A 22,579-nucleotide genomic window follows, 5' to 3' on the forward strand; every position below is an offset into this window, starting at 1 on the left:
ATAATCGTTGTATTCGCTAGAGTTCGAAATGGAAACTGCGGACAAAAATACAAAGAAGCGCCTGTTCACGGCGCTTCTTTGGCACACCAGAGTCCGCGGATGTCACGGGCTTCGTTCCATGTTTTACCTTCGTCGATATAGCGGAAAAGAGGTTCTATGTAGCGGGCGGCGAGTTCATAGCCGCCTAAGGCTCGCAGTTGGCCTTTGAGCGGAGCGAAGGCCGCGCGGAGCGGGGGTTTGTCGCCGCGATAGTAGGCGGCATGCAGGTCTTCCCTGTCGAGCGGACGGAGGGGCAGGTCTTCATACCGGCTCACGATTAGGTGAGCTAGATAGACTGCCCCCTTGGCGACGACCGGAGACACCAGGAAGCTCGGCAGGGTCCGGTACTCGAAGCCGCCATGCGGCTGGTACCGGAAATCGCCGAGCACGCCGTAACGCGGACGCCGGGAAGCTGCCCGGGCGTCCTCCAGCAGCAGTAGGGGCAGCGCGAGGTAGTTGTCGAGCGCGCGCAGCAGCGGCGCCGTCAGCGTCACGCCGCTAAAGTGCAGGTGGCCGCCGAGGGCCCAGCCCCGCAGCGGCATGCCTCCCGCCCGCCAAGCCAGCGAGCGGTCGGCGATGAGCCGGTCCGCCGTGGCTGCGGCGGACATCAGCTGCGCCAGCAGCGCGCGCGGGGAACCGCGCGGCCGGGGGCGCAGCTCCGCGACCGGGAACGTGCCACGCGTTCCCGGAGGTCCGGCGTCGCAGCCAGCGACGCCGTCCGTCGGCAAGTACAGGGACGCCGGCACGACTCGGCCGGCAGCGCCCCGCTGGAGCAGGAACTCCGGATCCATGCCCATCATCATCCCCGGCCGTCCGGGGAGCTCGAGGGCCAGAATCCGTTCTAAAGTCTGCTCCGCTGTGCGGTAGGGCTCAGGCAAGGGTTCACCCGATTGCTCCTTAAGCGGAGTAATCTCCTCCACCACATACCTGCGGTCCCCCTTGGAGAGCAGCAGAACCTCACCGCTGTCGAGACCCACGCTGTACAAAGCACGGACAGCCACACCCTCGAGCAGCTTGTTCAACCCGCGGCGTTCGGGAGGTTCAACAGACTCGTCTGAACCGGGTGTGAAAGTTAGCCCCTTCATTCCTGCTCCAGTCCGAAACGGAAGGATCCTAAGTACCGTCAGATTGTATATGTATACTTTATAACGCAACCTATGCCTTGCATTCGTAGAGATAACATTTGCAGGAACCAATGCGGATAATCCGATATCACCTTCCATACCATCCCTTAACATCAGCTTGCTCTGCTGAGTTAATGCAGCCTCAACCCCGCTGCGAAGCAGCCGCTGTTGTCTTTGCTCCAGCGACAAAGCATCAAACACGTGGTATCCTTCATTCATTTCCGCCCACCTCCAGACCGCCGCTATTCTTATAAAGATTTAGAAAGCAAAAAACGGTTTTCCATCCTATTGGACGGCACCGTTTCCTGCAGATCATCAAAATCCTATACACGCAAGACCTAAAATAAATTTAAAAAAGGAGGGCATCCGCCCTCTACGCCGCTGCCCCCTGATCATATAATGGTTTCATACCCATTGAGGATCAGTTACCAGCGGCGTACCTTCCTTACAGCTCATCATCCAGCGCATCAGGGTCCAAATCCTCATAATCGAAGCTCTCACCGTCAAAGTCGTAGTCCTTATCCTCCGGATCATCGCTTTGATCGCTGACGTACACGCGGACCTTGGTCTCAGCCACCAGCTCCGCCTCGAATTCCCGCTCTACCCGGAGGGTAACACTTCCTCCGCCGGGAGATACGCCTGCTTCCACACAGTTCGGCTCCTGCGTTGCATCCGCAGAAACCTCTACCGTGGAAGCACGGTGTCTAGGATCCAAATACGAGAGTGGAATAAGCTCAACATAGGAGACCGTTTCTTTCGCTACTTCGGTCTGCTTGTTTTTGTCGTACGAGTACCAGATGTTCACATCATAAGTACCGATGACTTCGATTCCGCTTCCGGCAGCTACCGCTTCGTATTGGTGGTTGATAATCCAAGCCCCCAAGATACTAGTCGGATGATGCGGCGGAGTTACGGTATGGGTTGCGGTAGAGAACTTACGACCTTTGCCGCAAATCGCCTTCGTAATGATCTCCCTTGTTTGACGTTTATGGTTCAATGACATCTTTAAACCTCCTCCATACAATCATTCACTATCAAGTGTATGCAGGACATGGGCGTTTGTTGATTGTTAGAGTATAAAAAAATTTGGGTAAGCCTTCGGAGGTCTATTTCGGGAATACTTTTATGATTCCGAGCTTTCTCTCTTTACTTAAATCAATAAAATCATCTGCGATATTTACAAGCGGGCGAATAGGATCATGCGGAAGAATCATGATGATTCGGCCGATCCTGCCGTCTGTCAGTTCTACCTCATTGCCTATCATCGACTGCATCAGCTTGTCCATAAAGACTCGGCAAATATAAGGATCAAGCTTGCCGAAGGCACTATCTCCCATCTGCTTAAGTACCTCATACAGCGGTGATGCTTTACGATATAAACGGTCTGAGGTCATTGCATGGAACACATCTGCGACAGCTACAATTTTGCTATAGTCCGTAATTCGATGTCCAAGTACCCCAAACGGATACCCGCTTCCATCCATTCTTTCATGATGCTGAAGGGCTACCAGCGCCTGCATATGGTCTGTCCCCACCGTGTCCCTGATTAATTCATAGCCTATAGTTGTATGTCTCTTCATTAATTCGAATTCTTCATCCGACAACGGACCGGGTTTGGTCAAAATTTCAGCCGGAATCATGATCTTTCCGATATCATGCAGCGTTGCGGCAATAGTCAGCATACCCAGCTCTTCGGGATCCATTTTGAGCCATTTACCGAGAAGTGTAGATAAGATGCCAACCGCGATATTGTGCCTGTATGTATAATCATCTTTGGATTGGAGCGCTGATAACATTCCGTAAAAATCATTTTTTTCCGAGACCTTATTAATAAAAGGTATGACCTCTGACCGAAGTTCATTAATAGGCACTTTTTTAGTAAATTTAATCTGGTCAAAGATCATTTCCATGGCAGTCGTACAGTCATCCACAGCGATATGAAAGAAGGCTTCGCTTTCTATTTCGATAATATCATGGTTGTCCAAAAAGATATGATGCTGATCAAGCAAGCGGATATGCTCTGTATTTAACAGGGTCATAGCAGGTAAAACAAATACTCCCTTGTCATTGAATAGATCCAATCCAAGCTGTTTGCCGATATACGTCTTATTGCTATTTCCCATACCTTCTCACCTACTGTCACTTTATAAGGAACCTTTTCTCTTAACCCAGCCTCGATTCGCAGTCTTGTTCGCGACGGGCATTTTATAACGCTTCGCGATTTTCAGATAGAGTTCCAGCTCTCGGCACAGCTGCAGAATAGCAGATCTAACCTCAAACTCCTCACGGGAGGAAGGCAGTTCCATCTTTTGAAACTCTTTTTCAAGCGCCTCCAGCAGATGTTCTGTCCGCCCTGTATATTCCTCTGCCAATACATCCCCGCTAAGCTGGTCGAATAGATCGGCCACCATTTCCCCGTGCGGAAAACATTGATATACCTGGGATAACAGCTGCATCATAACCTGGATGGATTCCAACTGCTCTTTTCGCATATAAAAATATACATTCCACGCTTCATCGGGATGGATGACGTGATTCTCCATTTCTCTTTCCGCTGCCCTCAACCCCTGCTGTACAGCCCCATTTGCAGTAATCAACTCTTTACCATCCCATACATAATGAGGATCATGAAGTGTACGAGCCATCTGACTGAATATAACGGAAAACGCTCCATCTACCTCTTTGCGAATCCGATACATTGTACCTTCGGTCTTTGGCATGTAGATCAAATTAATCAAACCGGCAGAACCAAGTCCGATAATTAATAGCTCCACCTGCTGCAGCAGTACATGTAGGGAGATCTCAGCTTGTCCAAATACGCGAAAGACGATAACCGAGCTTGTGACAATTCCTTCTTTGAAGCCGGATCGGACAATAAGCGGAAACCCGAACAGTACAAACACCCCAAGCACCCAATAGTGGAACCCCAAAAGCCAGAATAGAATGCACCCGAAAAGGAGACCCACAACCGAGGCTAAAAACCGAGCAGTTATCGTCCGGAGACTCCTTTTACGGGTGACTTCCACACCCAAAATAGCTAAAAGCCCAGCGCTCTGCGCATTGGGTATACCTACAGCAGCCGCAATCAATATGGACATTAACGTTGCAGCCGCTGTTTTAATAATGCGAAAACCCATTCCATTACCTCTCCTTAAAACAATTCCATCATATTTATACAGTATAATCATGGTACTTGATTTTCTTAACAGGCACAATACGACATCTTTTTTACCTATGCGACAGCAGAAGTCTTTCTACATATACAACCAACTGATACATCGCTGTAGCCACAGCGGCAATAATGAGCAGACTCGACATCACCAAAGTAAAATTAAACACCTGAAACCCGTAAATAATCAGATACCCCAAGCCCGACTTGGCTACCAGAAATTCTCCGACAATTACACCCACCCAAGACATACCTACATTCACTTTTAGCGTGGAGACAACCGTTGGAAAAGAAGCCGGCAGGATTACCTTGGTAAACACCTGAACCCGTGATGCCCCAAAAGACTTAACGACCTTAACCAGATTGGGATCCACACCGCAAAAGCTGTTATACACTACCAACGTAGTAACAATGACAGTGATGGATAAAGTGGTCACGACAATCGCCGTAAATCCTGCCCCAAACATTACAATAAATATCGGCCCAAGCGCCACCTTCGGCATACTGTTGAAGACAACCATATAAGGATCAAGCACCGCTGATAAAAAAGGAGACCACCAGATGAGCACCGCTAGAAGCGTGCCGAGCAATGTTCCTAATACGAAACCTACAGCAGTCTCACCCACAGTCATGCCTAGATGGGGCCACAAGCTGCCGCTGACCATATCGCCTAATATCTGCTGGAATACCTTTGTAGGGTAGCTGAACAGTAGTTCATCAATCCACCCTAATCTGGCACCCACTTCCCAAGCCGCAAAGAATAACAGCATGATAACGGATCTTACAACCATTACGTTTCTCTTTCGCTGCTTAATTCCCCGAGAGTAATCTTCATGCATGTCTTGCAGCCATTGTGCACGGGAAGCTGCTGAAGTCTCGGATGGCCCCCTTTTATTCATTCGTCTCCCCTCCTGCCAACTCCATTTCCCTCCATATTTCATTAAAAAGCTCTACAAACCCCTTTTGGTTGCGTGCATAGAGAGGCGGAGCCTCGCGGATTCCCAACGGTATGGGGAATATCTTGCGAATCTTCCCCGGATTCCGTTCCAGTAAGATTACGGTGCTGCTTACCGCGATCGCTTCCGACAGATCATGTGTGACCAGGATAGCAGTGGTGCCTCGGTGCCGGAATGTTTCGGATACAAGATCCTCCAGCTGGAGCTTTATCTGATAATCCAATGCTGAAAAAGGTTCATCGAGCAGCAGTAAACTGGGATCCGTAGCTAATGTTCTGACCAAGGCGACCCGCTGCCGCATCCCACCTGATAGCTGAGAAGGATACTGGTTGCCCTTACCTGCAAGCCCCATATCCTCCAGTAGCCTCAAGGTCTTCTCTCTTGTTTCTTGATTAAATCTGCCGGTCAACTCAAGTCCCAATACTGCATTATCCAGGATGCTGCGCCAAGGAAAGAGATAATCCTGCTGCAGCATATACCCTACCTCAGGAGTAGGGCCTTCTACCCTTTGACCGTTAAGCAAGACCTCCCCGTGAGAAGGTTGTAGCAGCCCGGCTATAATAGAAAGCAACGTGGTTTTCCCGCATCCGCTGGGTCCAACCAAGCTGACGAATTCCCCTTGGCCAATACTTAGATTCAGATCTTCCAGGGCCAGAGAAGCTTCCTGATCACCAAGATAAGCGTGAGTTATACCTTTCAATTGGACAACTGGAAGCATATCATCTCCTCCTCCCTCATCATTGCGAGAATATGTTTTCATGTTCGACTTACTTTGCAGTGTCGTCCTTAATATCTTTCTGAGCTTTTTCCGCGAAGGTGTTGTTGACAATTTTTTCGGACGGTACGCGTGCCTTCAACTCTCCTGCGTTATCCATCACATCCAATAAATTGTTCCATTCCTTGTCATCCACTGTCGGATTAGTAGCATAGGTATCCTGATCTTTATACCGTTTTACAACCGATACAACGATATCTTTCTCCGTTTTTTCGAAGTATGGCATGATTGCAGTAGCAATTTCCTCCGGGCTATGGCCTTTAACCCACAGCTGCGCCCGTTGAATGGCATTGGTGAACTTTTGTACCGTGTCCCCGTTTTTGGAGATATAGCTGTCCTTAGACATGAATACCGTATACGGCAAATAGCCGCTCTCTACCCCGAAGGAAGCTACGACCGTCCCCCGACCTTCACGTTCGAAGATCGAAGCCTGCGGCTCGAAAAGCTGGACGTAATCCCCTGTTCCCGATGCATAGGCTCCTGCGATATTCGCAAAGTCGATATTCTGAATCAGCGTTATATCCTTCGCAGGATCGATCCCTTTCTGGAGCAAGGTAAAAGCACCTGCCATCTGCGGCATACCGCCTTTTCTTTGCCCGAGGAAAGTTGACCCTTTCACTTGGTCCCAGTTGAAAGTCCCGTCCGCTTTTCGGGCGAACAAGAATGTCCCGTCTCTTTGTGTAAGCTGTGCAAAATTGATGACAGGATCATCAGCCCCTTGCTGATATACATAAATAGAGGTTTCGGAGCCTACCAATGCAACATCAATCGCACCTGACAGCAGTGCTGTCATAGTCTTATCTCCGCCCGGAATCGTCTGCAGTTCCACCTCCAACCCCTCATCCTTGAAGAAGCCCTGCGTAAGAGCAACATATTCAGGCGCATAAAATACAGAACGAGTGACCTCACCGATTTTAACTTTGACTGTAGAATCCCCGCCGCAGCCCGCAAGAATAGAAAAACACATTCCGATCATCAGGAAGAAAACCGCAGCTTTTCTTCTTCTATTCATCCTTCATTCTCCTTTATCATCAGCTTTCAATACCCTCTATAAATCATATGCCGACGTCCATAGAAAGGTTAAGATCAGGAGAGTGAATCGTTTGCACATAGATTTGTCCTATTCTTGGCGTAAATTCAACCCATTCTTTTTGCTTTGGAGGTTAACTATTACATCATATATGCGAAATTAGGAGTATTTCAAAGTAATTAAAAGGAAACCAATGTAAATATGTATATATACTCCCTAATTCGTATATTATCATCTAATTCACTTATTTTTGAGTTGTGCAAACGTTTTAACAAAAAGGTTCTTTTCCTGTAAGATGAATAAAAAAGCGCTTACTTCATTTTATAAACTTAGGAGGAAACACTGTATGAAGCCCAACCTATCCACTATACATAAATACCGCCCACTTCAGTCCTTAACGGCAGTCGCTTTAACATTAAGTATTCTAATCGGCTGCTCTTCAGACTCTGAAGGTACAACAACAAGTCTATCACCGTTACCTTCACAAAGTGCCTCACCTGCACCAAGTCCAGCGGAGACATCTAAGTCACCAAGCGAGCCCAGTAGTAGTGTAATTGATGAACAGCCGTCGACCGTTTTTTATGAGATATTCGTCCGTTCCTTCTATGACTCGAATGGAGATGGAATCGGTGATCTGCGAGGAATTACCGAAAAGCTGGATTATTTAAATGACGGAAATTCAGATACAAAGAATGATCTTGGCGTGGGTGGGATTTGGCTGATGCCCATTAACCCTTCTCCAAGCTATCACGGATATGATGTCACGGATTATCGCGCAGTGAACCCTGATTACGGAACGCTTGAAGATTTACAGGTGTTGGTTGAGGAAGCACATAAGCGGGGTATTAAGGTCATTATGGACCTAGTGGTTAATCATACGAGCAAGTCCCATCCATGGTTTATAGACTCTGCCAAAAACAAGGATGGAGATTTCAGGGATTGGTATGTTTGGGCAGAAGATCAGAACCGTCCGGTAAAGGGAACCAGCGCATCAGGGAGTGGAGATCCATGGCACTCCGTGTTGGGGAGCCATTATCTAGGAATTTTTTGGGACGGTATGCCCGATCTTAATTTCGACAATCCAGAGGTACGCAGTGAGATGAAGGATATCGGTCGTTTTTGGCTGGAAAAAGGCATTGACGGTTTCCGGCTGGATGCAGCCAAGCATATTTATGAAGATCTATCGAGCGACAAAAGTGAAGCCACAACCTCCAAAAATGTGGCCTGGTGGCAGGATTTCCGTAAAGCAATGAGTGAGGTTAACCCCGAAGCTTATATTGTAGGTGAGGTGTGGGAAAATTCAGCCGTGTCTGTTGGTGCGTATTTGAATCAGGCATTTGATTCCGGCTTCAACTTTGGACTGGCAGAATCGCTGCTCCAATCCGCCAAAAGTGAAAAGGACAGCGGCATTGCATATACCTTGGAGCGAACCTACAAGCTGTATTCCAAAATTTCAGACGGTGCTTTTACCGATGCTATTTTTCTAACGAATCATGATCAGAATCGGGTGATGAGCCAACTGGACGACGACCCTAACCATGCCAAAATGGCGGCGGCACTGCTACTAACTTTACCTGGGAATCCTTTCATTTATTATGGAGAAGAAATCGGGATGCTGGGTGTGAAACCGGATGAAGGCATTCGGGAACCTATGGGTTGGTATGCAGAAGGTACCGGTAAGGGGCAAACCACTTGGGAAAACAGAAGCAACAACGAGGGTTCAGATTCAAGCAGTGTGGACATTCAGAATAGCAAGGGAGCATCACTACTGCAAAATTATCGAGATTTGATCGCCGTTCGGAATGAAGTGCCTGCTCTGCAGAATGGAAATATCCGGGATTATGCCTCCGGGAATTCCAGTATTACTGCCTTTGAACGTTTAACGACCAAAGAACGAGTATTAGTCGTTCACAATCTTAGCGGTCAAGAGCAGCATATGAAGCTTACTGCAAAAGGAAATGACGGAAATTATACGGCTATCTTGAAGGATTTATCTAAATCAGCAGCTCTAAATGGAGAAGAAATCACACTTCCTCCCTATTCTACGGTTATTCTTCAGCCTTAATCTAGCAATCTTTATGTTATCATAAGCTAATTTTAAGGTAAAATTAAGAAATGAGGGGTACTATTTGAATATGAAATACTTTTAGCGAGGTGATTTCAATGAGAATGGTCATAACGTTTCAGAACAAGTCTGTACCTGTGTATTTTACAACAGAAAATAAACAGCCCACTCAAAAAGTACTTCGATTGCTTACTAGCACCTTGGATCTCAAAATTCAAAAGGGCAAAAGCGCCCTGAAGAAATGTTTGAATTCTCTGATTAGTATCGAAATTAAAGGCTCGGAAGCTATATTGCACAGTTATAGTGAAAATGATTCATTAGCGCTATCCCTCTATTAAGAGGGGTAGCTTTTTTTTGTTTATTTTAACCTGTTTTAGGATTGCTCTTCTCCGCTTTTTCCGCCTTTTGAATCCGTAATTTGAAAAGCTTCACTAAATTCAGCCGCGTATGTTCCTCATGACAGTTATCCAGCTTCTTGATAATAAACCGGTCAATGGACATATCAATCGCTCCTTTTTAGTAACTGGCTTTTACAGGAAATGATTTCCTATTTCCATGTATCCCCTATTTAACCGGGTTTTTTCTCTTTTAAACGTCTAAACGTGAATTAAAAACGATAAATTTATTGGCTCAAAACCAAAATCAGTGATTGACCGTTTGTGAAACAAACCGCTACGGGTTCGGAGGGATCTTGCGATCGCTGTTAAAGCCTGATTTCTGGATTGTAAAATGAATTATAGGTTAAAATCGGGCTTTAAAGGCGAACACTGCCGTTTCTCCAGAATCCCTCCGACCCTCCGCTCTGTTCGCTCATAAAGTCAACCTCTGATTTTAAGATTGTACCCATTTATATCAGGTAGGAAATAAACAAGACCTCCCGTTCTTTAATGAAATCAGGGAAGTCTTGTTTTTTTAGATTCTAATGGCCCTTACAACTCTTCTATTTCCTTGCGCCAGCCTTTTCTGCCTGAACGAGAAGCGGTTACCTTGGATTGAGACACGTTTTTACGCTTTGCCTTTTCCTCTTTTACACTTTGGTACAACAATTCGCGCTGCGTTCTACGGTAGTTCAGTATGCGTTTTTCCTCCAGTTCCCCTGTTCGCACGGCTTCCAGTACGGCACATCCCTCTTCTTGCTCGTGACGGCAGTCACTGAACCGGCATCCTGATGCCAAGAGTATGATATCCCCGAAAGCCAGGTCGAGACCCCCGTCATCATTCCATAACTGCAGTTCCCGCATCCCGGGCGTATCGACAATAATGCCTCCTGCCGGCATAACAAACAGCTCACGATGGGTTGTTGTATGACGTCCGCGGCTGTCACCCTCTCTAACGTCTTGAGTACGCTGTACCGGCTTACCGCAGAGCCAGTTCACCAGCGTAGACTTGCCGCAGCCTGATGAACCTGTTAAAGCTACGGTCTGACCCTTGCCGATATAAGGCATGAGCGAGTCCCGTCCATTATCCTCCAAGGCGCTTACGGCGTGAACAGCTACCCCGGGTGCAACCCGTTCCATTTCAGCAATTTTCCGCTCTGAATCGAGACATAAATCCGCTTTAGTCAGCAGTATTACCGGACTCGCCCCGCTATTCCAAGCCATGATCAGGTATCTTTCCATTCTTCTGACATTGTAATCGTCATTCAAAGCGCTGACTAGAAATAAGGTATCGACGTTCGCCGCAATGATCTGTTCGGCTGTCACATTCCCTGCGGCTTGCCTGGAAATGACACTGTGCCTTGGAACGACACAGTGGACGATAGCATGATCGCCCGCATCCAGAAGGGTAAGCGCAACCCAATCGCCAATCGCGGGATAGCCTCCGGAATGACTTAGCTCAAATCGCAGTTTACCTGCCAACTCACCCCAAATCTCTCCAGCTTCGGTCATGACTCGAAATTTACTGCCGAAGTCACCGACAATCCGCCCAGGTACCAAGCCTTTATCCTCGTTATTATTACTTTCTATTTGACTCCACTTGCTGGACCAGCTTTGGTTCCAGCCATATTGTTCTATACTCAATGAATACCCTCCTAGAATGTTGTTTCATCCATCTTGCAATTCCATTCATTCCCTGTATCTGCGTATTCCGGGCACACAAAAAACCGCCGGAGTTCAAGCTCCGGCGGCAAATAACACCTTAGTGTCCTGAAAATTTCATCAGAACCCATGGTGATATAGACATACATAGATATAACTGCAGTATGGATGCAGAATATCTATGCATGCAAAAAAGCCGCCGGAACCCTACGGTCCCCGGCGGCTCTAAAAGGCATAAATGAGCATACCTGCTAAGCTGCGTTCCTTAAAGTCTGCAGCCGCTGTTCCCCGGAAGACACGTATTAATAACAGTTATTACCGATAAGGTCGCTCCTGTATAAACTGTCATATCACATCGTCTCCTTCCAGAATATTATGATGCCATCATAAACGGATCACAGAATGATGTCAACTGCAAATGTATTTTATACCATTACAATATTTCCTTAAGCTCATCCAGCTCATTAATAATTTTCCAAGGGCGAATATCCAGATGATCATCCCAGACATGATTCCTGCGAAGCCATATTCCTTCCATCCCAGCCTTTCCAGCCCCCCAAATATCGTTGACCGGATGATCCCCAATGAAAAGGGTGTGTGAAGCATCAACGCCAAGACGTTCCAGGGCCAGCTGATAAATTTCCGGGTCTGGTTTACTGATGCCTACCTCCGCCGAGATCACGATATCCTTAAAGTGGTGACGAAGACTTAACAGATCTATTTTTGCGTGCTGAATATCCTTTTTGCCGTTCGTGACGAGCCCGAGAATATAGCCTCTATCCCTGCAGTAATTGAGAATAGTCTCCGCATGTTTCATCATGGCTCCGTGTCCTGCGTATTTCTCATCGTAATAAGCACGTATATCTGCAGCAGTTACAGGGGTCTGCCAAGGCAAGACCTGACTCAACTCCTCGAAGAACCCATCCTTGTCCCGATAACCGTCAGCATCTCTTAGAATCATTTCCTCTACAACCTGCCCTGCAGCTTCAGGCTCCAAATGCCCCAATAAATCCTGCACGAATTGCGTGCTGAAGCTGCGAAAGGTATAATCGCGATCCATCAACGTATTATCAAGATCAAATAATAAGGCTTGTACTTCCTTCATACCCTGATTCCCCTTAAATGCGAACTGTAATTTGAAACCTCAGAACTTATTGTACTATGCCTTTTGGAACAAAGAAAAGACCGTTCTGGAAAAAGGAAATTGCCTTCCCCTTTTACAGGACAGTCTTTAACGAAGATAGTATCCTTATGGATTTCTTATTGAAAATGATCACTCCTATGCGTCAACATCATTTCCTCATCCGTTATATAAAGCGGAAAAGGTGGAGTCTCCTTCAAATAGCGTTCCGTGGATAATAGACGATAATGGACCTCAGGAAGCCATGCATCTTCCAGTAAAGGCAGCTTGCCAGTATCATTAATGTAGTTATCCACGGCGGATTGAACCATGTCTAGATAATAAGGAACAAGCTTGTCTTCTTCCGCAAAAATCTCAAAGGTTTCCCGCGACATATAGAATTTCTGATCCGAAACCCCGCCCAGATAACGTTTCAGACGGTTAAGATCTATACTTTTGTCTTCAAGCATGAGTACCGTACGATTTATGGGCGAGGGCATCTCTTCCTCGAACTTTCTGATCGCCTGCTTGATTTGCGGCAGTGTGACCTTTACATTTTGTGGAGCGGGATCCTTTTTGGCACGTTTGAATATCATACTGAAGGTCTCCTTTCGAAGTATATTCAGATAACGCTTACAATTCCAGTTTATTCGTTTTCTGAGTTTTTAATCAGTATTAATTGGAACGTCATAAATAATCCCTATTTTCAAGTCCATTATTTGACATGTTGCCAGTGAGTCCACACCTCGCGGGGGTTAAGCTCATATTTCTCATTTTCTCGGTACATAAATTGATGCATGATGAACTCACGGCGAATGGTTGCAAAATCGTCATGGAATAGCTTTATGAATTCATTGATTTCTTTTTCGGTGTACACTACACCGGGCTCAAGCTTTTCAACGATATGCTGAAGAGCAATCAGCTTTTTTTTGTATTGTGCGGGAATTTGCCGTAGTCTCCCATCTTTAGAGAAAAAATTGCGAGTTACCGTTTCCTTCAGACTATTATCTGTGTTCTTCTCTTCCATAGTCTCTTCTCCTTTAGCAAAAATAAACTGTAGCGATGCCTCAGCGTTTTGCTTGATAAATTCTGGATTCAGCATAAAATACACCGTATTTTTGTCTCGCCGCTCCTTAATCAGCGCTGCTTCCCTTAGCCTCGATGCATGGTGAGTAACTGTTGGCTGGGATAAACTCAATCGTTCAGCAAGCGCCTGACCGTGCATCTCTCCTTTGGAAAGAAGCAATAAGAGACGCAGCCGCGTAGGATCAGCCAACGCTTTGTGGTAGGCAACAATTTTATCAAGCTGCAATAGGGAACACTCCTTCAGTAGATGTTAAGCAGAAACATCAGAACTAAACTGATTAGATATGTATCTAATTTTATCATAGTTAATATAGTTCAACAACCGCTCAGCGGCAAATATGGGCATTCTGGAAAAAAAACCGAAATTGGAGTAGGATTTACTATAACGCCTTTACGACAGCAGAGTAGGAAGTGACACCATTTAACTGGGAGGTATGCAGCCATATGAAAGATGTAATCATTATCGGAGCCGGACCCTGCGGGCTATCCGCCGCTATAGAATGCCAGCGACAAGGCTTATCCAGCCTTATCATAGAAAAGAACTTCATTGTACACTCTATTTATTTGTATCCAACGAACATGCAATTCTTCAGCACCACAGAATTGCTTGAAATCGGCAACGTCCCTTTTACCTCACCTAATGAGAAGCCTTTCCGTCACGAAGCGCTGGTCTATTATCGCCGTGCAGCCCAGCAGTATGGTCTGGAAATTGCAGCCTATGAGGAAGCGTTAAAGGTAGAGCCTCAGGAGGACGGAAGCTTTTCTGTACATACCTCGAACTTACGGGGAGAACAAAAGGTCCACTATGCAGCAAATGTCGTTATCGCAACTGGGTATTTTGACCAGCCTAATCTAATCGGAATTCCCGGTGAAGAGTTGCCCAAAGTGACCCACTATTTCGGTGAAGCCCATCCTTATACGGGTATGAAGGTTACTGTAATTGGAGGCAGCAATTCTGCTGTAGATGCAGCATTGGAGCTTATGCGTGTGGGTGCCTCTGTGGATATGGTGTACCATGGAGATCGAATTTCAGACAATATCAAGCCTTGGGTACGCCCTATTTTTGAAAGTATGGTCAAGAAAGATAAAATCACTCTGCATCTTCAATCACGGGTCACTGAAATTACGGTGGACTCTGTAATTATCACCTCAAAGGATGGGTCAAAGACTTCACTGGACAATGATTTTGTGCTCGCCTTAACCGGCTTCCGCCCGAGTAGGGTTCTACTCACTTCAGCAGGTGTCGCCATGGATGATGATATGGACAAACCTGCGTTTCATCCCGAAACCATGGAGAGCGACATTCCGGGTCTCTATGTGGCTGGGGTTATTGCCTCCGGACGAAATGCGAACGAAGTGTTTATTGAATCCGGGCGTGGTCACGGCAAGCTGATAGCAGATCATATTGCGTCTAAACAGATGACCGGGGTAAAGGAGATGGATCACTAAGATGGACGTGACATCATTACTATTGCTCGGACTCGCCGCCCTTGGTGTTATTAGCAGAAATTCACCTGTAACGATAGCGATGGTGTTCCTGCTCCTATTGCGTGTATTGGGATTGCAGCAGGCTTTTCCTTGGCTCGAAAAGAATGGCCTAACCATCGGCATTATCATCCTCACGATTGGGGTAATGACTCCACTGGCCAGCGGTAAAATCTCTCTTCAAACTGTTGGACAATCCTTCCTTCACTGGAAGTCCCTTTTGGCTATAGCGATCGGCATCCTCGTGGCCTATCTCGGCGGTCGCGGAGCCGTATTGATGGGCAGCCAGCCTACGATTGTGGCAGGTCTCCTGATCGGCACTGTCATTGGAGTCGCCTTATTCAAAGGAGTACCTGTTGGTCCGCTAATTGCCGCTGGCATCCTGTCGCTACTGATTGGCAGACTGTGAACGTAAAAATGGATCATCTCGGATGAGATGACCCCTTCGTTTCACTAAAATCAAAGGCATGGTCATGTTTAAGTGTACTTCGTGCAACTAAAAACACCGAAATGTGATGGATTCTCTTAACCATCCAGCCGCTGAACATTGAATAATCGGGCATAGCTGCCTTCTTTTAACAACATTAGTTCATCATGCGTGCCCTGTTCTGTTATTTCTCCGTTCTCGATGACAATAATCTGATCTGCATGCGTTATCGTTGATAAGCGATGAGCTACAATAAGCGTAGTACGCTGTGAGGAAAGGGATTGCAGCGATTGTTGGATTAGATGCTCCGATTCCAGATCTAATGCTGAAGTAGCTTCGTCCAAGATAAGCACCTTCGGATCTTTTAGGAACACTCGGGCAATAGCCACGCGCTGCTTCTGCCCCCCTGACAGCTTCACCCCGCGCTCACCGACCTCGGTATCATAACCTTGCGGCAGCATCTCAATAAAGTCATGAGCGTTGGCTGCTTGTGCTGCGGAAATGATCTCCTGTTCTGAAGCATGCGGATTCCCGAATAGTATATTGTCGCGTACCGACCCGCTGAACAAAAAGTTATCCTGCAGAACCATTCCAACGGCTCGTCGCAGACTCTCCTGAGTCAAGCCTTTAATATCTTGTCCATCCATTTTAAGACTGCCTTCCTGAATGTCATAAAATCGCGGAATCAAACTAATTAGCGACGACTTCCCCCCGCCGCTCATGCCCACAAATGCGACGGTCTGCCCTGGCTTGATTTCCAAAGAAATATTCTTCAGCACCCATTCGTTCTCATCGTTATATTTGAACCATACATTTTCAAATTCAATGGATCCAGTCGCTCCTACAAGCGGTCTTGCCCCTGGTTCGTCAACAATATCGTAAGGCTCCTCTAACAGCTCTAGCACTCGTTCCAGAGATGCCGAGGCTTGCGTTAACACCGTTGAAGAGTTAATTAAACGGCGTAGAGGCGCATACATTCTATCCAGGTAACCAAAGAAGGCAATGAACGTCCCCAAAGTTAAATTACCGTGGATAACCTGATAGCCCCCGTAACCGATAACCAGCAGTGGAGCAATATCAGTCAGAGTGTTAATAATTGCGAAGGTGAAAGCATTCCAGCGTGTCTGGGCCATGGCTTTATCCAGAAAGTTGCCGTTGATGCCTTCAAATTTCTTCTGGTCAACCCGTTCCATTGTGAAACTTCGGATGACAGCTATCCCTTGGATCCGCTCATGCAGATATCCCTGAATGCCAGCAAGTGCTGCCGAACGGTCTTTGGTCAATATTTTAAGCCGCTTATACAGAGTATTGACAGCAATCCCATACAAAGGCAGAATTGCAATCGAGACGAGTGCGAGCACTGGATTCAGGTAAACCATAAACGCCAGCGCGAAAAGAAGAGTGAACATATCGAGCCACACGTTCATCATCCCGACTTCTACCAGATTCTTGGTCTGCTCCACGTCATTGATGAACCGGGAGATGGCCTCCCCCACTTTGGTGTTCTGGTAGTAACGCAACGACAACCGCTGCATATGTCCATAAAGCTTATTTCGCATATCGAATAATACTCTGCTTGTGATAAGTTGGGCAAAATACTGGCGGTAATACTCTACCGGACCTCTTATAACTACAAATAAAATAAGGGCTCCCCCCAAAATGAGCATCAGCTGAGACACACGGTCCTGGGCGGTCATTTGTGGGTTCAATAAAAGATCATCCACCACATATTTCATAATCATGGGCAGGGTTAACGGAATGCTGAATTTGATCATACCAATGAACAGTGTCAGTATAATTAATTTCATGTAAGGGCGTACGAAAATAAAATAGGATTTCCATTGTTTCACTGTTTTGTTCTATCCTTTCCTTGAACCATGCACACAACAATTATTGACTTTTGCTCTATACAGTGTTTTTATAATTTTAAGTCTTTTAGACTATAGTAGTACCGTAACCTCAGGAGGATAACGATGTCCAGACAATTTGTGACGGAAGCCGTCATGATGGCAATTTACGGCCAGCTTCTTGTACCGCGAAGCCCTGTAGAATATATTGTGCCATATACGAGTGTGCTCGAACTGTACGAACTGCAAGACAGCGAAGAACCGCTGATGAATTTCCCGGAAGATGATGCACATGTCAAAGGTAAAATCAAAGAACTAATCAATTACTTCGAAGAGCCTTTGAATAAGAAAAAAATCAACCGCTGTCTAGCCATGCCTTGGGCAAAAAGCGCTACCATTCTGCTTGGCGGACAGGCGCAAATGGTCATCATCAACAGCATGGATTCGGCACAATACGGGGAAACGTTCGATCCGATTGAAACAGAGCTTCTGCTGACCTCTCAGCGCGAGAAAATGCCTATTTTAACGGATCAGTTCGAACTTATTCAGCGTATTATCGAGGGCGAAGTTCCCGTTCAAGTGTACGATATTGATGATTTTGATTTTGCCATGGAAGAAGGCACACGCAGCTCTCTCACCGATCATTAGAAATGAACCGTTGTGGTCTGTTCGGCGCTGTACATTAGGAAAGCCCATGCTTATCGCAAGGGCTTTTATTGTTGTAGTAAATCCAATTAATCGCCGGCAGTAGTCTTTGCCTCGTATTTATACTCTATATCATCCTCGGCCTCTGAGTATACCACAGAAAGTCCGTAACCCTCCATGTACCAGAGGTCCTGCTCCTCTATATAGAACACAATGCCTTCTTGCGTCGTCTCAATTCTCGGACGTGCCGGTGGTTCTATGGCTATACCGAGCGAGAACCCAGGATGCAATCCACCACCTGAACTATAACGGGGAAATAATCGAATATAACCTCCGTCTGTAACCCCAACCTCCCTTTTAAACCAAGAGGCAGCTTCTTTACTGATATCGATACTCATGGCTCTCCACTCCTTTGTGTCCCTACATCATACTTAAAAAATTGATTTTTACCAAATGAGATCATCCTAAAATTCCAATTGACAAAATCTCAGACTCAGTGATAAACTCTGAACATAACTTAGGTCTTCAAGTTATTACCAAATTAACGAAAGGGTGAGCGCGGTGTTTAATCCAGTAATGAACCAATACTTTACTATTGTCCTCAACTACACACAACCAAATACCGAAGCAGCCCATGTGGTGAAACCTTCCTGAAGCACTTGCGATTTACTTCAATCGCATCACTTTAGATCATGAAAGTTTATTCCATGCCAGGTGCTGCTTAGCGCCGTGCGCATGATAGTCTCTAATTATAGGCATATCGTCCGTTTTCGGATGATATGCCTTTTTGCATGCCTTAGAGCTAACCACATGAAAAATTAATCCGAAAGAAGGGATTTACTTGTTCTCTGTTCTGAAAAATCTCGGATGGTTCTTTCGCCGGGAAAAAAGACGTTATGTTATTGGTCTTGTCTTACTAATTGCAGCCGGCGTGCTGGAGCTTCTCCCTCCCCGTCTCTTAGGTAATGCCATAGACGAAATTGTGAGCGGTTCGATTACAGCTGTTTCGTTAACCAAGTATATTGTCATGATCGTTGTCATGCTGCTTACGATCTACTGGATCACGTACATATGGATGCATAAACTATTCGGCGGCTCCAATCTCGTGGAACGCCTCCTGCGATCCCGGTTTATGAATCATTTGATGTCGATGACCCCTTCGTTCTTCGAGCGCAACCGCACCGGTGATTTAATGGCCCGGGCAACGAATGATATTCGCGCAGTTTCAGCTACCGTAGGTTTCGGTATGTTGACCCTAGTGGACTCCACCATATTTCTCTCAGTCGTACTTCTGGCAATGGGTTTTCTAGTTAGCTGGAAGCTGACACTGGCAGCAGTATTGCCTCTTCCGCTAATCGCAGTAGCTATGATTTTCTATGGCAGAGCTATTCATGACCGGTATAGTCTTGCACAGGACGCCTTCGGGGATATGAATGATCAGGTACTCGAATCTGTATCGGGTGTGCGTGTTATCCGCGCGTATGTTCAGGAACGATTGGATGAGAAGCGATTCTCGGACATTACGGAAGATGTATATCGTAAAAATATGGCCGTGGCCCGTGTCGATGCCTTTTTCGAACCCACCATTCGCTTATGTGTCGGGATGAGTTACATCATCGGTCTCACCTACGGGATTTACCTCGTCTTCCGCAATCAGATTACGTTAGGCGATCTCGTTTCCTTCAATATGTATCTCGGAATGATTGTATGGCCTATGTTCGCCATCGGTGAGCTGATTAATATTATGCAGCGCGGCGGTGCATCACTCGAGCGTATTGATGACACAACAAACACCAAACCCGACGTGATGGATGTAGCACATCCGACTGAAGTTACTAGCCCAACCCGTATTGAGATGAATCAGGTCACCTTCCGCTACCCGACCTCAACCGTTGATAATCTAAGCAATGTTAGCTTGTCCCTATCCCAGGGCGAGACGCTTGGTATTGTAGGCCGTACCGGCAGCGGAAAATCAACGCTGTTGAAGCAGCTGCTTCATGAATATCCGACAGGTTCCGGCGATATATTGATCTCCGGTGTGCCGATTGAACATATTACCCTAGACCGATTGCATAGCTGGATGGGTTACGTACCTCAGGAGCAGATCCTCTTCTCCAAAACCGTCCGTCAGAATATTCAATTTGGTTATGAGGATGCCAATGACGACCGGATTATGGAAGCCATCACCACAGCGGCCTTCCAAAGTGATCTCGGTACATTATCCGATGGATTGGATACTTTAGTTGGGGAACGGGGCGTTTCCCTCTCTGGCGGACAAAAACAACGTGTCTCCCTCTCGCGGGCATTTATCTCCAATCCTGATATTCTGATCCTTGACGATGCGCTTTCAGCGGTCGATGCACGTACAGAAGCCCGTATTATTGAGAACATCCGCAGTCAACGGGCCGGAAAGACAACTCTGATCTCCACCCACCGACTTTCTGCCATTGAGCATGCCGATCAAATTGTTGTGTTGGATAATGGAGTTATTACAGAACGAGGTACCCACCAAGAGCTGTTAGATCTAAATGGCTGGTACCGTGAGCAATATGATCGTCAGCAGGTGGAGAATAACTTATCAAATGACTAATCCAGCAAACTTTTAGGGGGTGTCACCGTTGACACAAAGTACAGGCAAACGCCTGCTTCAATACGCATTAACTGCTAAGAAAACATTTATCTCGGCCCTTCTGCTGCTTTCCATCGGTGTAGGAGCAGAGCTTGCAGGCCCTTTTATCGCCAAAAATATGATCGATAATCACATGTTAGCCATCGAAAAACCCTACTTCCAGACAAACTCGCCGGACGAGGCGGCAGTTTATAACGACAAGTTATATAAACGGGCCGACCGATTCGAGCCGGGTGAGAGCAAAGGCCAAGAAATCCGACTGCTTCAGGAGGGACGCAGCTTTTACTTTATTAACGAACCTGTAGAACACCCTCAAGGCGAGCGAACTTACCGTGACGGCGAATTGCATATTGTACGCGGTGAGACTGAGGTTACTTATCCCGCAGTCAAACTATCGGCGGATGAACTATTTGCCTTTTATAAACCTGAGCTTCCGGGTATTTATGAGCTGGTAGGATTGTACGCACTGTTTCTGGTCATATCGATCTTTGCTGAATTCGGTAAAACCTACTGGCTGCAATCTTCAGCCAATCAGGTTATTCGGAAGCTGCGAACCGATGTCTACGCGCATATTCAGCGTCTTCCTGTTTACTTTTTTGACAATCTGCCTGCGGGTAAGGTGGTATCCCGGGTAACCAATGATACTGAAGCCATTAAGGATCTGTTCATTGCGGTTCTATCCAATTTCAGCACGGGTATTATCAATCTCATCGGTGTATATATCGCCTTGTTTCTGCTCGATTTGAAACTTGGTTTGGTTAGCTTGTTCATTGTGCCCATTCTGGTGATTTGGATCGTGCTGTACCGTAAAGTTGCTACCAAATACAATACGATTATCCGCTCCAGATTAAGTGAGATTAACGCCATTATCAATGAATCCATTCAGGGGATGTCGATCATCCGTATATTCCGCCGCCAGAAGCAGCGTCGTGAAGAATTCGAGAACCTTAACGATGATTATTTAAAGTATCAGAATAAAATGCTTAACCTGAATGCCTTCACCTCCCACAACTTGGTGAATTCCTTACGCAGTTTTTCTTTTGTACTTGTGTTATGGTATTTCGGCTTTGGCAGTCTAGGTGGCAATACTTTTGTTTCCTTAGGTGTCCTCTACGCCTTCGTAGATGTGCTCGGACGTATGTTTCATCCCATTACAGGGATGGTCAATCAGCTGGCTAACCTGGATACCTCGATGGTATCTGCGGGTCGCTTGTTTACACTTATGGATGAACCCGGAGAACCCGTGACAGACGGCACCATGCCGCGATACAAGGGAAATGTGGTCTTTAAGGATGTATCTTTTGCTTACAAAAAGGACTTCGTCCTGCGTGACATTTCATTCGAGGCCCGTCCAGGTCAAACGGTCGCACTTGTAGGGCATACAGGCTCCGGCAAAAGCTCAATCATCAACCTGCTGTTCCGTTTCTATGATCCTCAGCAAGGGTCAATTTCCATTGACGGTCAAGAGGTCCAGGATATGCCGAAGCAGTGGCTGCGCAGTCATATGGGTATTGTTCTGCAGGACCCTTATCTCTTCACGGGTACGATTGCTTCCAACGTAAGTCTTGGTGATGAAAGGATTTCACGCGAAAGAGTCGAACGGGCTTTACGAGAAGTAGGCGCAGATAAATTGCTGTCTCATCTACCGCTTGGGTTCGATGAACCTGTCGTAGAGAAAGGAAGCACCCTTTCCGCGGGACAGCGCCAGCTTATTTCCTTTGCACGCGCCCTTTCCTTCGACCCTGCGATCCTTATTCTAGATGAAGCTACCTCCAATATCGATACGGAGACGGAGAGCATCATTCAAGAGGCACTTGAGGTGCTGAAAAAAGGACGCACAACCTTTATCATTGCTCACCGGCTGTCCACGATTCGCAGTGCGGATCAGATTCTAGTGCTCCATCACGGTGAAATTGTAGAACGCGGCAACCATGATGAGCTAATGGCCCTTGGCGGCAGGTACTTCCGTATGTATCAACTTCAGGTGGGTGCCATTACTGCAAGCAGCGGAGCTAATGACAAGCTTTCGCCAATTCTCCGTCCTTCTCCGGAAGGCAGCTTTTAATAGAACATAATTGAACTAATAGCCCTGACCCCCTAGTATATGGAGTCAGGGTTTTATTATTATTGTAAGAGGAACATT

21 protein-coding genes are annotated in these 22,579 nt (G+C 46.5%); 7 read left to right on the top strand and 14 right to left on the bottom strand.

Going from position 1 to position 22,579, the window contains the following annotated elements; all coding sequences use genetic code 11:
• Positions 1-65: 65 nt before the first annotated feature.
• From PWYN_RS21530 to PWYN_RS21560, 7 genes are all read right to left on the bottom strand, one after another.
• Complete coding sequence (locus PWYN_RS21530) at positions 66-1,382, bottom strand: putative amidoligase domain-containing protein (RefSeq protein WP_052088260.1); 1,317 nt, start codon at positions 1,380-1,382, stop codon at positions 66-68.
• 226 nt (positions 1,383-1,608) lie between these two features.
• A complete protein-coding gene (locus PWYN_RS21535) occupies positions 1,609-2,166 on the bottom strand; it encodes an outer spore coat protein CotE (RefSeq protein ID WP_036656110.1) in 558 nt (185 codons plus the stop codon).
• 103 nt (positions 2,167-2,269) lie between these two features.
• Entirely contained in the window at positions 2,270-3,286 is a 1,017-nt protein-coding gene (locus PWYN_RS21540; RefSeq protein ID WP_036656113.1) for an HD-GYP domain-containing protein, read from the bottom strand.
• 21 nt (positions 3,287-3,307) lie between these two features.
• The gene (locus PWYN_RS21545) at positions 3,308-4,300 is read right to left on the bottom strand and encodes an aromatic acid exporter family protein (protein ID WP_036656117.1); all 993 of its coding nucleotides are present in this window, start codon (positions 4,298-4,300) and stop codon (positions 3,308-3,310) included.
• A 91-nt stretch (positions 4,301-4,391) separates the two neighbouring features.
• Positions 4,392-5,231 (bottom strand): ABC transporter permease, encoded by an 840-nt coding sequence (locus tag PWYN_RS21550; protein ID WP_036656120.1) that lies wholly within the window; start codon positions 5,229-5,231, stop codon positions 4,392-4,394.
• Positions 5,224-6,006 carry an ABC transporter ATP-binding protein gene (locus tag PWYN_RS21555; protein WP_036656124.1) on the bottom strand — a complete coding sequence of 261 codons (783 nt, stop codon included), beginning with the start codon at positions 6,004-6,006 and terminating at the stop codon, positions 5,224-5,226. The genes PWYN_RS21550 and PWYN_RS21555 overlap by 8 nt, the downstream gene beginning before the upstream one ends.
• A gap of 49 nt (positions 6,007-6,055) precedes the next feature.
• Positions 6,056-7,075: an ABC transporter substrate-binding protein gene (locus PWYN_RS21560; protein ID WP_036656128.1), complete on the bottom strand. Its 1,020-nt coding sequence runs from the start codon at positions 7,073-7,075 to the stop codon at positions 6,056-6,058.
• Positions 7,076-7,439: 364 nt separating this feature from the next.
• On the opposite strand from PWYN_RS21560, the gene PWYN_RS21565 reads away from it, so the two are divergent.
• Positions 7,440-9,158, top strand: a complete 1,719-nt coding sequence (locus PWYN_RS21565) for an alpha-amylase family glycosyl hydrolase (protein ID WP_052088262.1) — start codon at positions 7,440-7,442, stop codon at positions 9,156-9,158.
• 98 nt (positions 9,159-9,256) lie between these two features.
• Entirely contained in the window at positions 9,257-9,496 is a 240-nt protein-coding gene (locus PWYN_RS30120) for a hypothetical protein (RefSeq protein ID WP_036656131.1), read from the top strand.
• A gap of 25 nt (positions 9,497-9,521) precedes the next feature.
• On the opposite strand, the gene PWYN_RS29675 is transcribed toward PWYN_RS30120, so the two are convergent.
• The 5 genes from PWYN_RS29675 to PWYN_RS21590 form a co-directional block, all read right to left on the bottom strand.
• Positions 9,522-9,659, bottom strand: coding sequence for a hypothetical protein (locus PWYN_RS29675; RefSeq protein ID WP_169744142.1), 138 nt, complete (start codon positions 9,657-9,659; stop codon positions 9,522-9,524).
• Positions 9,660-10,087: 428 nt separating this feature from the next.
• Positions 10,088-11,179, bottom strand: a complete 1,092-nt coding sequence (gene rsgA / locus PWYN_RS21575) for a ribosome small subunit-dependent GTPase A (RefSeq protein WP_036656134.1) — start codon at positions 11,177-11,179, stop codon at positions 10,088-10,090.
• 451 nt (positions 11,180-11,630) lie between these two features.
• Complete coding sequence (locus PWYN_RS21580; protein WP_036656138.1) at positions 11,631-12,302, bottom strand: HAD family hydrolase; 672 nt, start codon at positions 12,300-12,302, stop codon at positions 11,631-11,633.
• 155 nt (positions 12,303-12,457) lie between these two features.
• Positions 12,458-12,913 carry a DUF3939 domain-containing protein gene (locus PWYN_RS21585; protein WP_036656142.1) on the bottom strand — a complete coding sequence of 152 codons (456 nt, stop codon included), beginning with the start codon at positions 12,911-12,913 and terminating at the stop codon, positions 12,458-12,460.
• Between the two features lie 119 nt (positions 12,914-13,032).
• Positions 13,033-13,629, bottom strand: coding sequence for a DUF2087 domain-containing protein (locus tag PWYN_RS21590; RefSeq protein ID WP_036656147.1), 597 nt, complete (start codon positions 13,627-13,629; stop codon positions 13,033-13,035).
• Positions 13,630-13,847: 218 nt separating this feature from the next.
• Here PWYN_RS21590 and PWYN_RS21595 point away from each other — a divergent pair, with 218 nt between their 5' ends.
• Together PWYN_RS21595 and PWYN_RS21600 are read left to right on the top strand one after the other, a co-directional pair.
• The gene (locus PWYN_RS21595) at positions 13,848-14,852 is read left to right on the top strand and encodes a YpdA family putative bacillithiol disulfide reductase (RefSeq protein ID WP_036656151.1); all 1,005 of its coding nucleotides are present in this window, start codon (positions 13,848-13,850) and stop codon (positions 14,850-14,852) included.
• Position 14,853: 1 nt separating this feature from the next.
• The gene (locus tag PWYN_RS21600; RefSeq protein WP_036656155.1) at positions 14,854-15,297 is read left to right on the top strand and encodes a DUF441 domain-containing protein; all 444 of its coding nucleotides are present in this window, start codon (positions 14,854-14,856) and stop codon (positions 15,295-15,297) included.
• A gap of 116 nt (positions 15,298-15,413) precedes the next feature.
• Here PWYN_RS21600 and PWYN_RS21605 read toward each other — a convergent pair whose 3' ends face one another.
• Positions 15,414-17,165 carry an ABC transporter ATP-binding protein gene (locus tag PWYN_RS21605; protein ID WP_036656158.1) on the bottom strand — a complete coding sequence of 584 codons (1,752 nt, stop codon included), beginning with the start codon at positions 17,163-17,165 and terminating at the stop codon, positions 15,414-15,416.
• A gap of 123 nt (positions 17,166-17,288) precedes the next feature.
• Between PWYN_RS21605 and PWYN_RS21610 the strand changes: the two genes are divergently transcribed.
• Complete coding sequence (locus tag PWYN_RS21610) at positions 17,289-17,810, top strand: hypothetical protein (RefSeq protein ID WP_036656161.1); 522 nt, start codon at positions 17,289-17,291, stop codon at positions 17,808-17,810.
• Positions 17,811-17,896: 86 nt separating this feature from the next.
• Here the strand turns inward: PWYN_RS21610 and PWYN_RS21615 are convergent, their stop codons facing one another.
• Positions 17,897-18,205 carry a HesB/YadR/YfhF family protein gene (locus tag PWYN_RS21615; protein ID WP_036656164.1) on the bottom strand — a complete coding sequence of 103 codons (309 nt, stop codon included), beginning with the start codon at positions 18,203-18,205 and terminating at the stop codon, positions 17,897-17,899.
• Between the two features lie 443 nt (positions 18,206-18,648).
• Between PWYN_RS21615 and PWYN_RS21620 the strand changes: the two genes are divergently transcribed.
• Positions 18,649-20,397, top strand: a complete 1,749-nt coding sequence (locus PWYN_RS21620; RefSeq protein ID WP_036656168.1) for an ABC transporter ATP-binding protein — start codon at positions 18,649-18,651, stop codon at positions 20,395-20,397.
• 28 nt (positions 20,398-20,425) lie between these two features.
• The gene (locus PWYN_RS21625; RefSeq protein WP_052088264.1) at positions 20,426-22,501 is read left to right on the top strand and encodes an ABC transporter ATP-binding protein; all 2,076 of its coding nucleotides are present in this window, start codon (positions 20,426-20,428) and stop codon (positions 22,499-22,501) included.
• The last annotated feature ends 78 nt before the right edge of the window (positions 22,502-22,579 follow it).

This window comes from Paenibacillus wynnii (genome assembly GCF_000757885.1).
In the GTDB taxonomy this organism is placed as follows: Bacteria; Bacillota; Bacilli; order Paenibacillales; family Paenibacillaceae; genus Paenibacillus_AQ; species Paenibacillus_AQ wynnii.

What these genes read in the sequence shown, in the direction of transcription:
- PWYN_RS21530 (WP_052088260.1), bottom strand. Translation starts at nt 1,382, where the DNA reads ATGAATGAAGGATACCACGTGTTTGATGCTTTGTCGCTGGAGCAAAGA.
- PWYN_RS21535 (WP_036656110.1), bottom strand. Translation starts at nt 2,166, where the DNA reads ATGTCATTGAACCATAAACGTCAAACAAGGGAGATCATTACGAAGGCG.
- PWYN_RS21540 (WP_036656113.1), bottom strand. Translation starts at nt 3,286, where the DNA reads ATGGGAAATAGCAATAAGACGTATATCGGCAAACAGCTTGGATTGGAT.
- PWYN_RS21545 (WP_036656117.1), bottom strand. Translation starts at nt 4,300, where the DNA reads ATGGGTTTTCGCATTATTAAAACAGCGGCTGCAACGTTAATGTCCATA.
- PWYN_RS21550 (WP_036656120.1), bottom strand. Translation starts at nt 5,231, where the DNA reads ATGAATAAAAGGGGGCCATCCGAGACTTCAGCAGCTTCCCGTGCACAA.
- PWYN_RS21555 (WP_036656124.1), bottom strand. Translation starts at nt 6,006, where the DNA reads ATGCTTCCAGTTGTCCAATTGAAAGGTATAACTCACGCTTATCTTGGT.
- PWYN_RS21560 (WP_036656128.1), bottom strand. Translation starts at nt 7,075, where the DNA reads ATGAATAGAAGAAGAAAAGCTGCGGTTTTCTTCCTGATGATCGGAATG.
- PWYN_RS21565 (WP_052088262.1), top strand. Translation starts at nt 7,440, where the DNA reads ATGAAGCCCAACCTATCCACTATACATAAATACCGCCCACTTCAGTCC.
- PWYN_RS30120 (WP_036656131.1), top strand. Translation starts at nt 9,257, where the DNA reads ATGAGAATGGTCATAACGTTTCAGAACAAGTCTGTACCTGTGTATTTT.
- PWYN_RS29675 (WP_169744142.1), bottom strand. Translation starts at nt 9,659, where the DNA reads ATGTCCATTGACCGGTTTATTATCAAGAAGCTGGATAACTGTCATGAG.
- PWYN_RS21580 (WP_036656138.1), bottom strand. Translation starts at nt 12,302, where the DNA reads ATGAAGGAAGTACAAGCCTTATTATTTGATCTTGATAATACGTTGATG.
- PWYN_RS21585 (WP_036656142.1), bottom strand. Translation starts at nt 12,913, where the DNA reads ATGATATTCAAACGTGCCAAAAAGGATCCCGCTCCACAAAATGTAAAG.
- PWYN_RS21595 (WP_036656151.1), top strand. Translation starts at nt 13,848, where the DNA reads ATGAAAGATGTAATCATTATCGGAGCCGGACCCTGCGGGCTATCCGCC.
- PWYN_RS21600 (WP_036656155.1), top strand. Translation starts at nt 14,854, where the DNA reads ATGGACGTGACATCATTACTATTGCTCGGACTCGCCGCCCTTGGTGTT.
- PWYN_RS21610 (WP_036656161.1), top strand. Translation starts at nt 17,289, where the DNA reads ATGTCCAGACAATTTGTGACGGAAGCCGTCATGATGGCAATTTACGGC.
- PWYN_RS21615 (WP_036656164.1), bottom strand. Translation starts at nt 18,205, where the DNA reads ATGAGTATCGATATCAGTAAAGAAGCTGCCTCTTGGTTTAAAAGGGAG.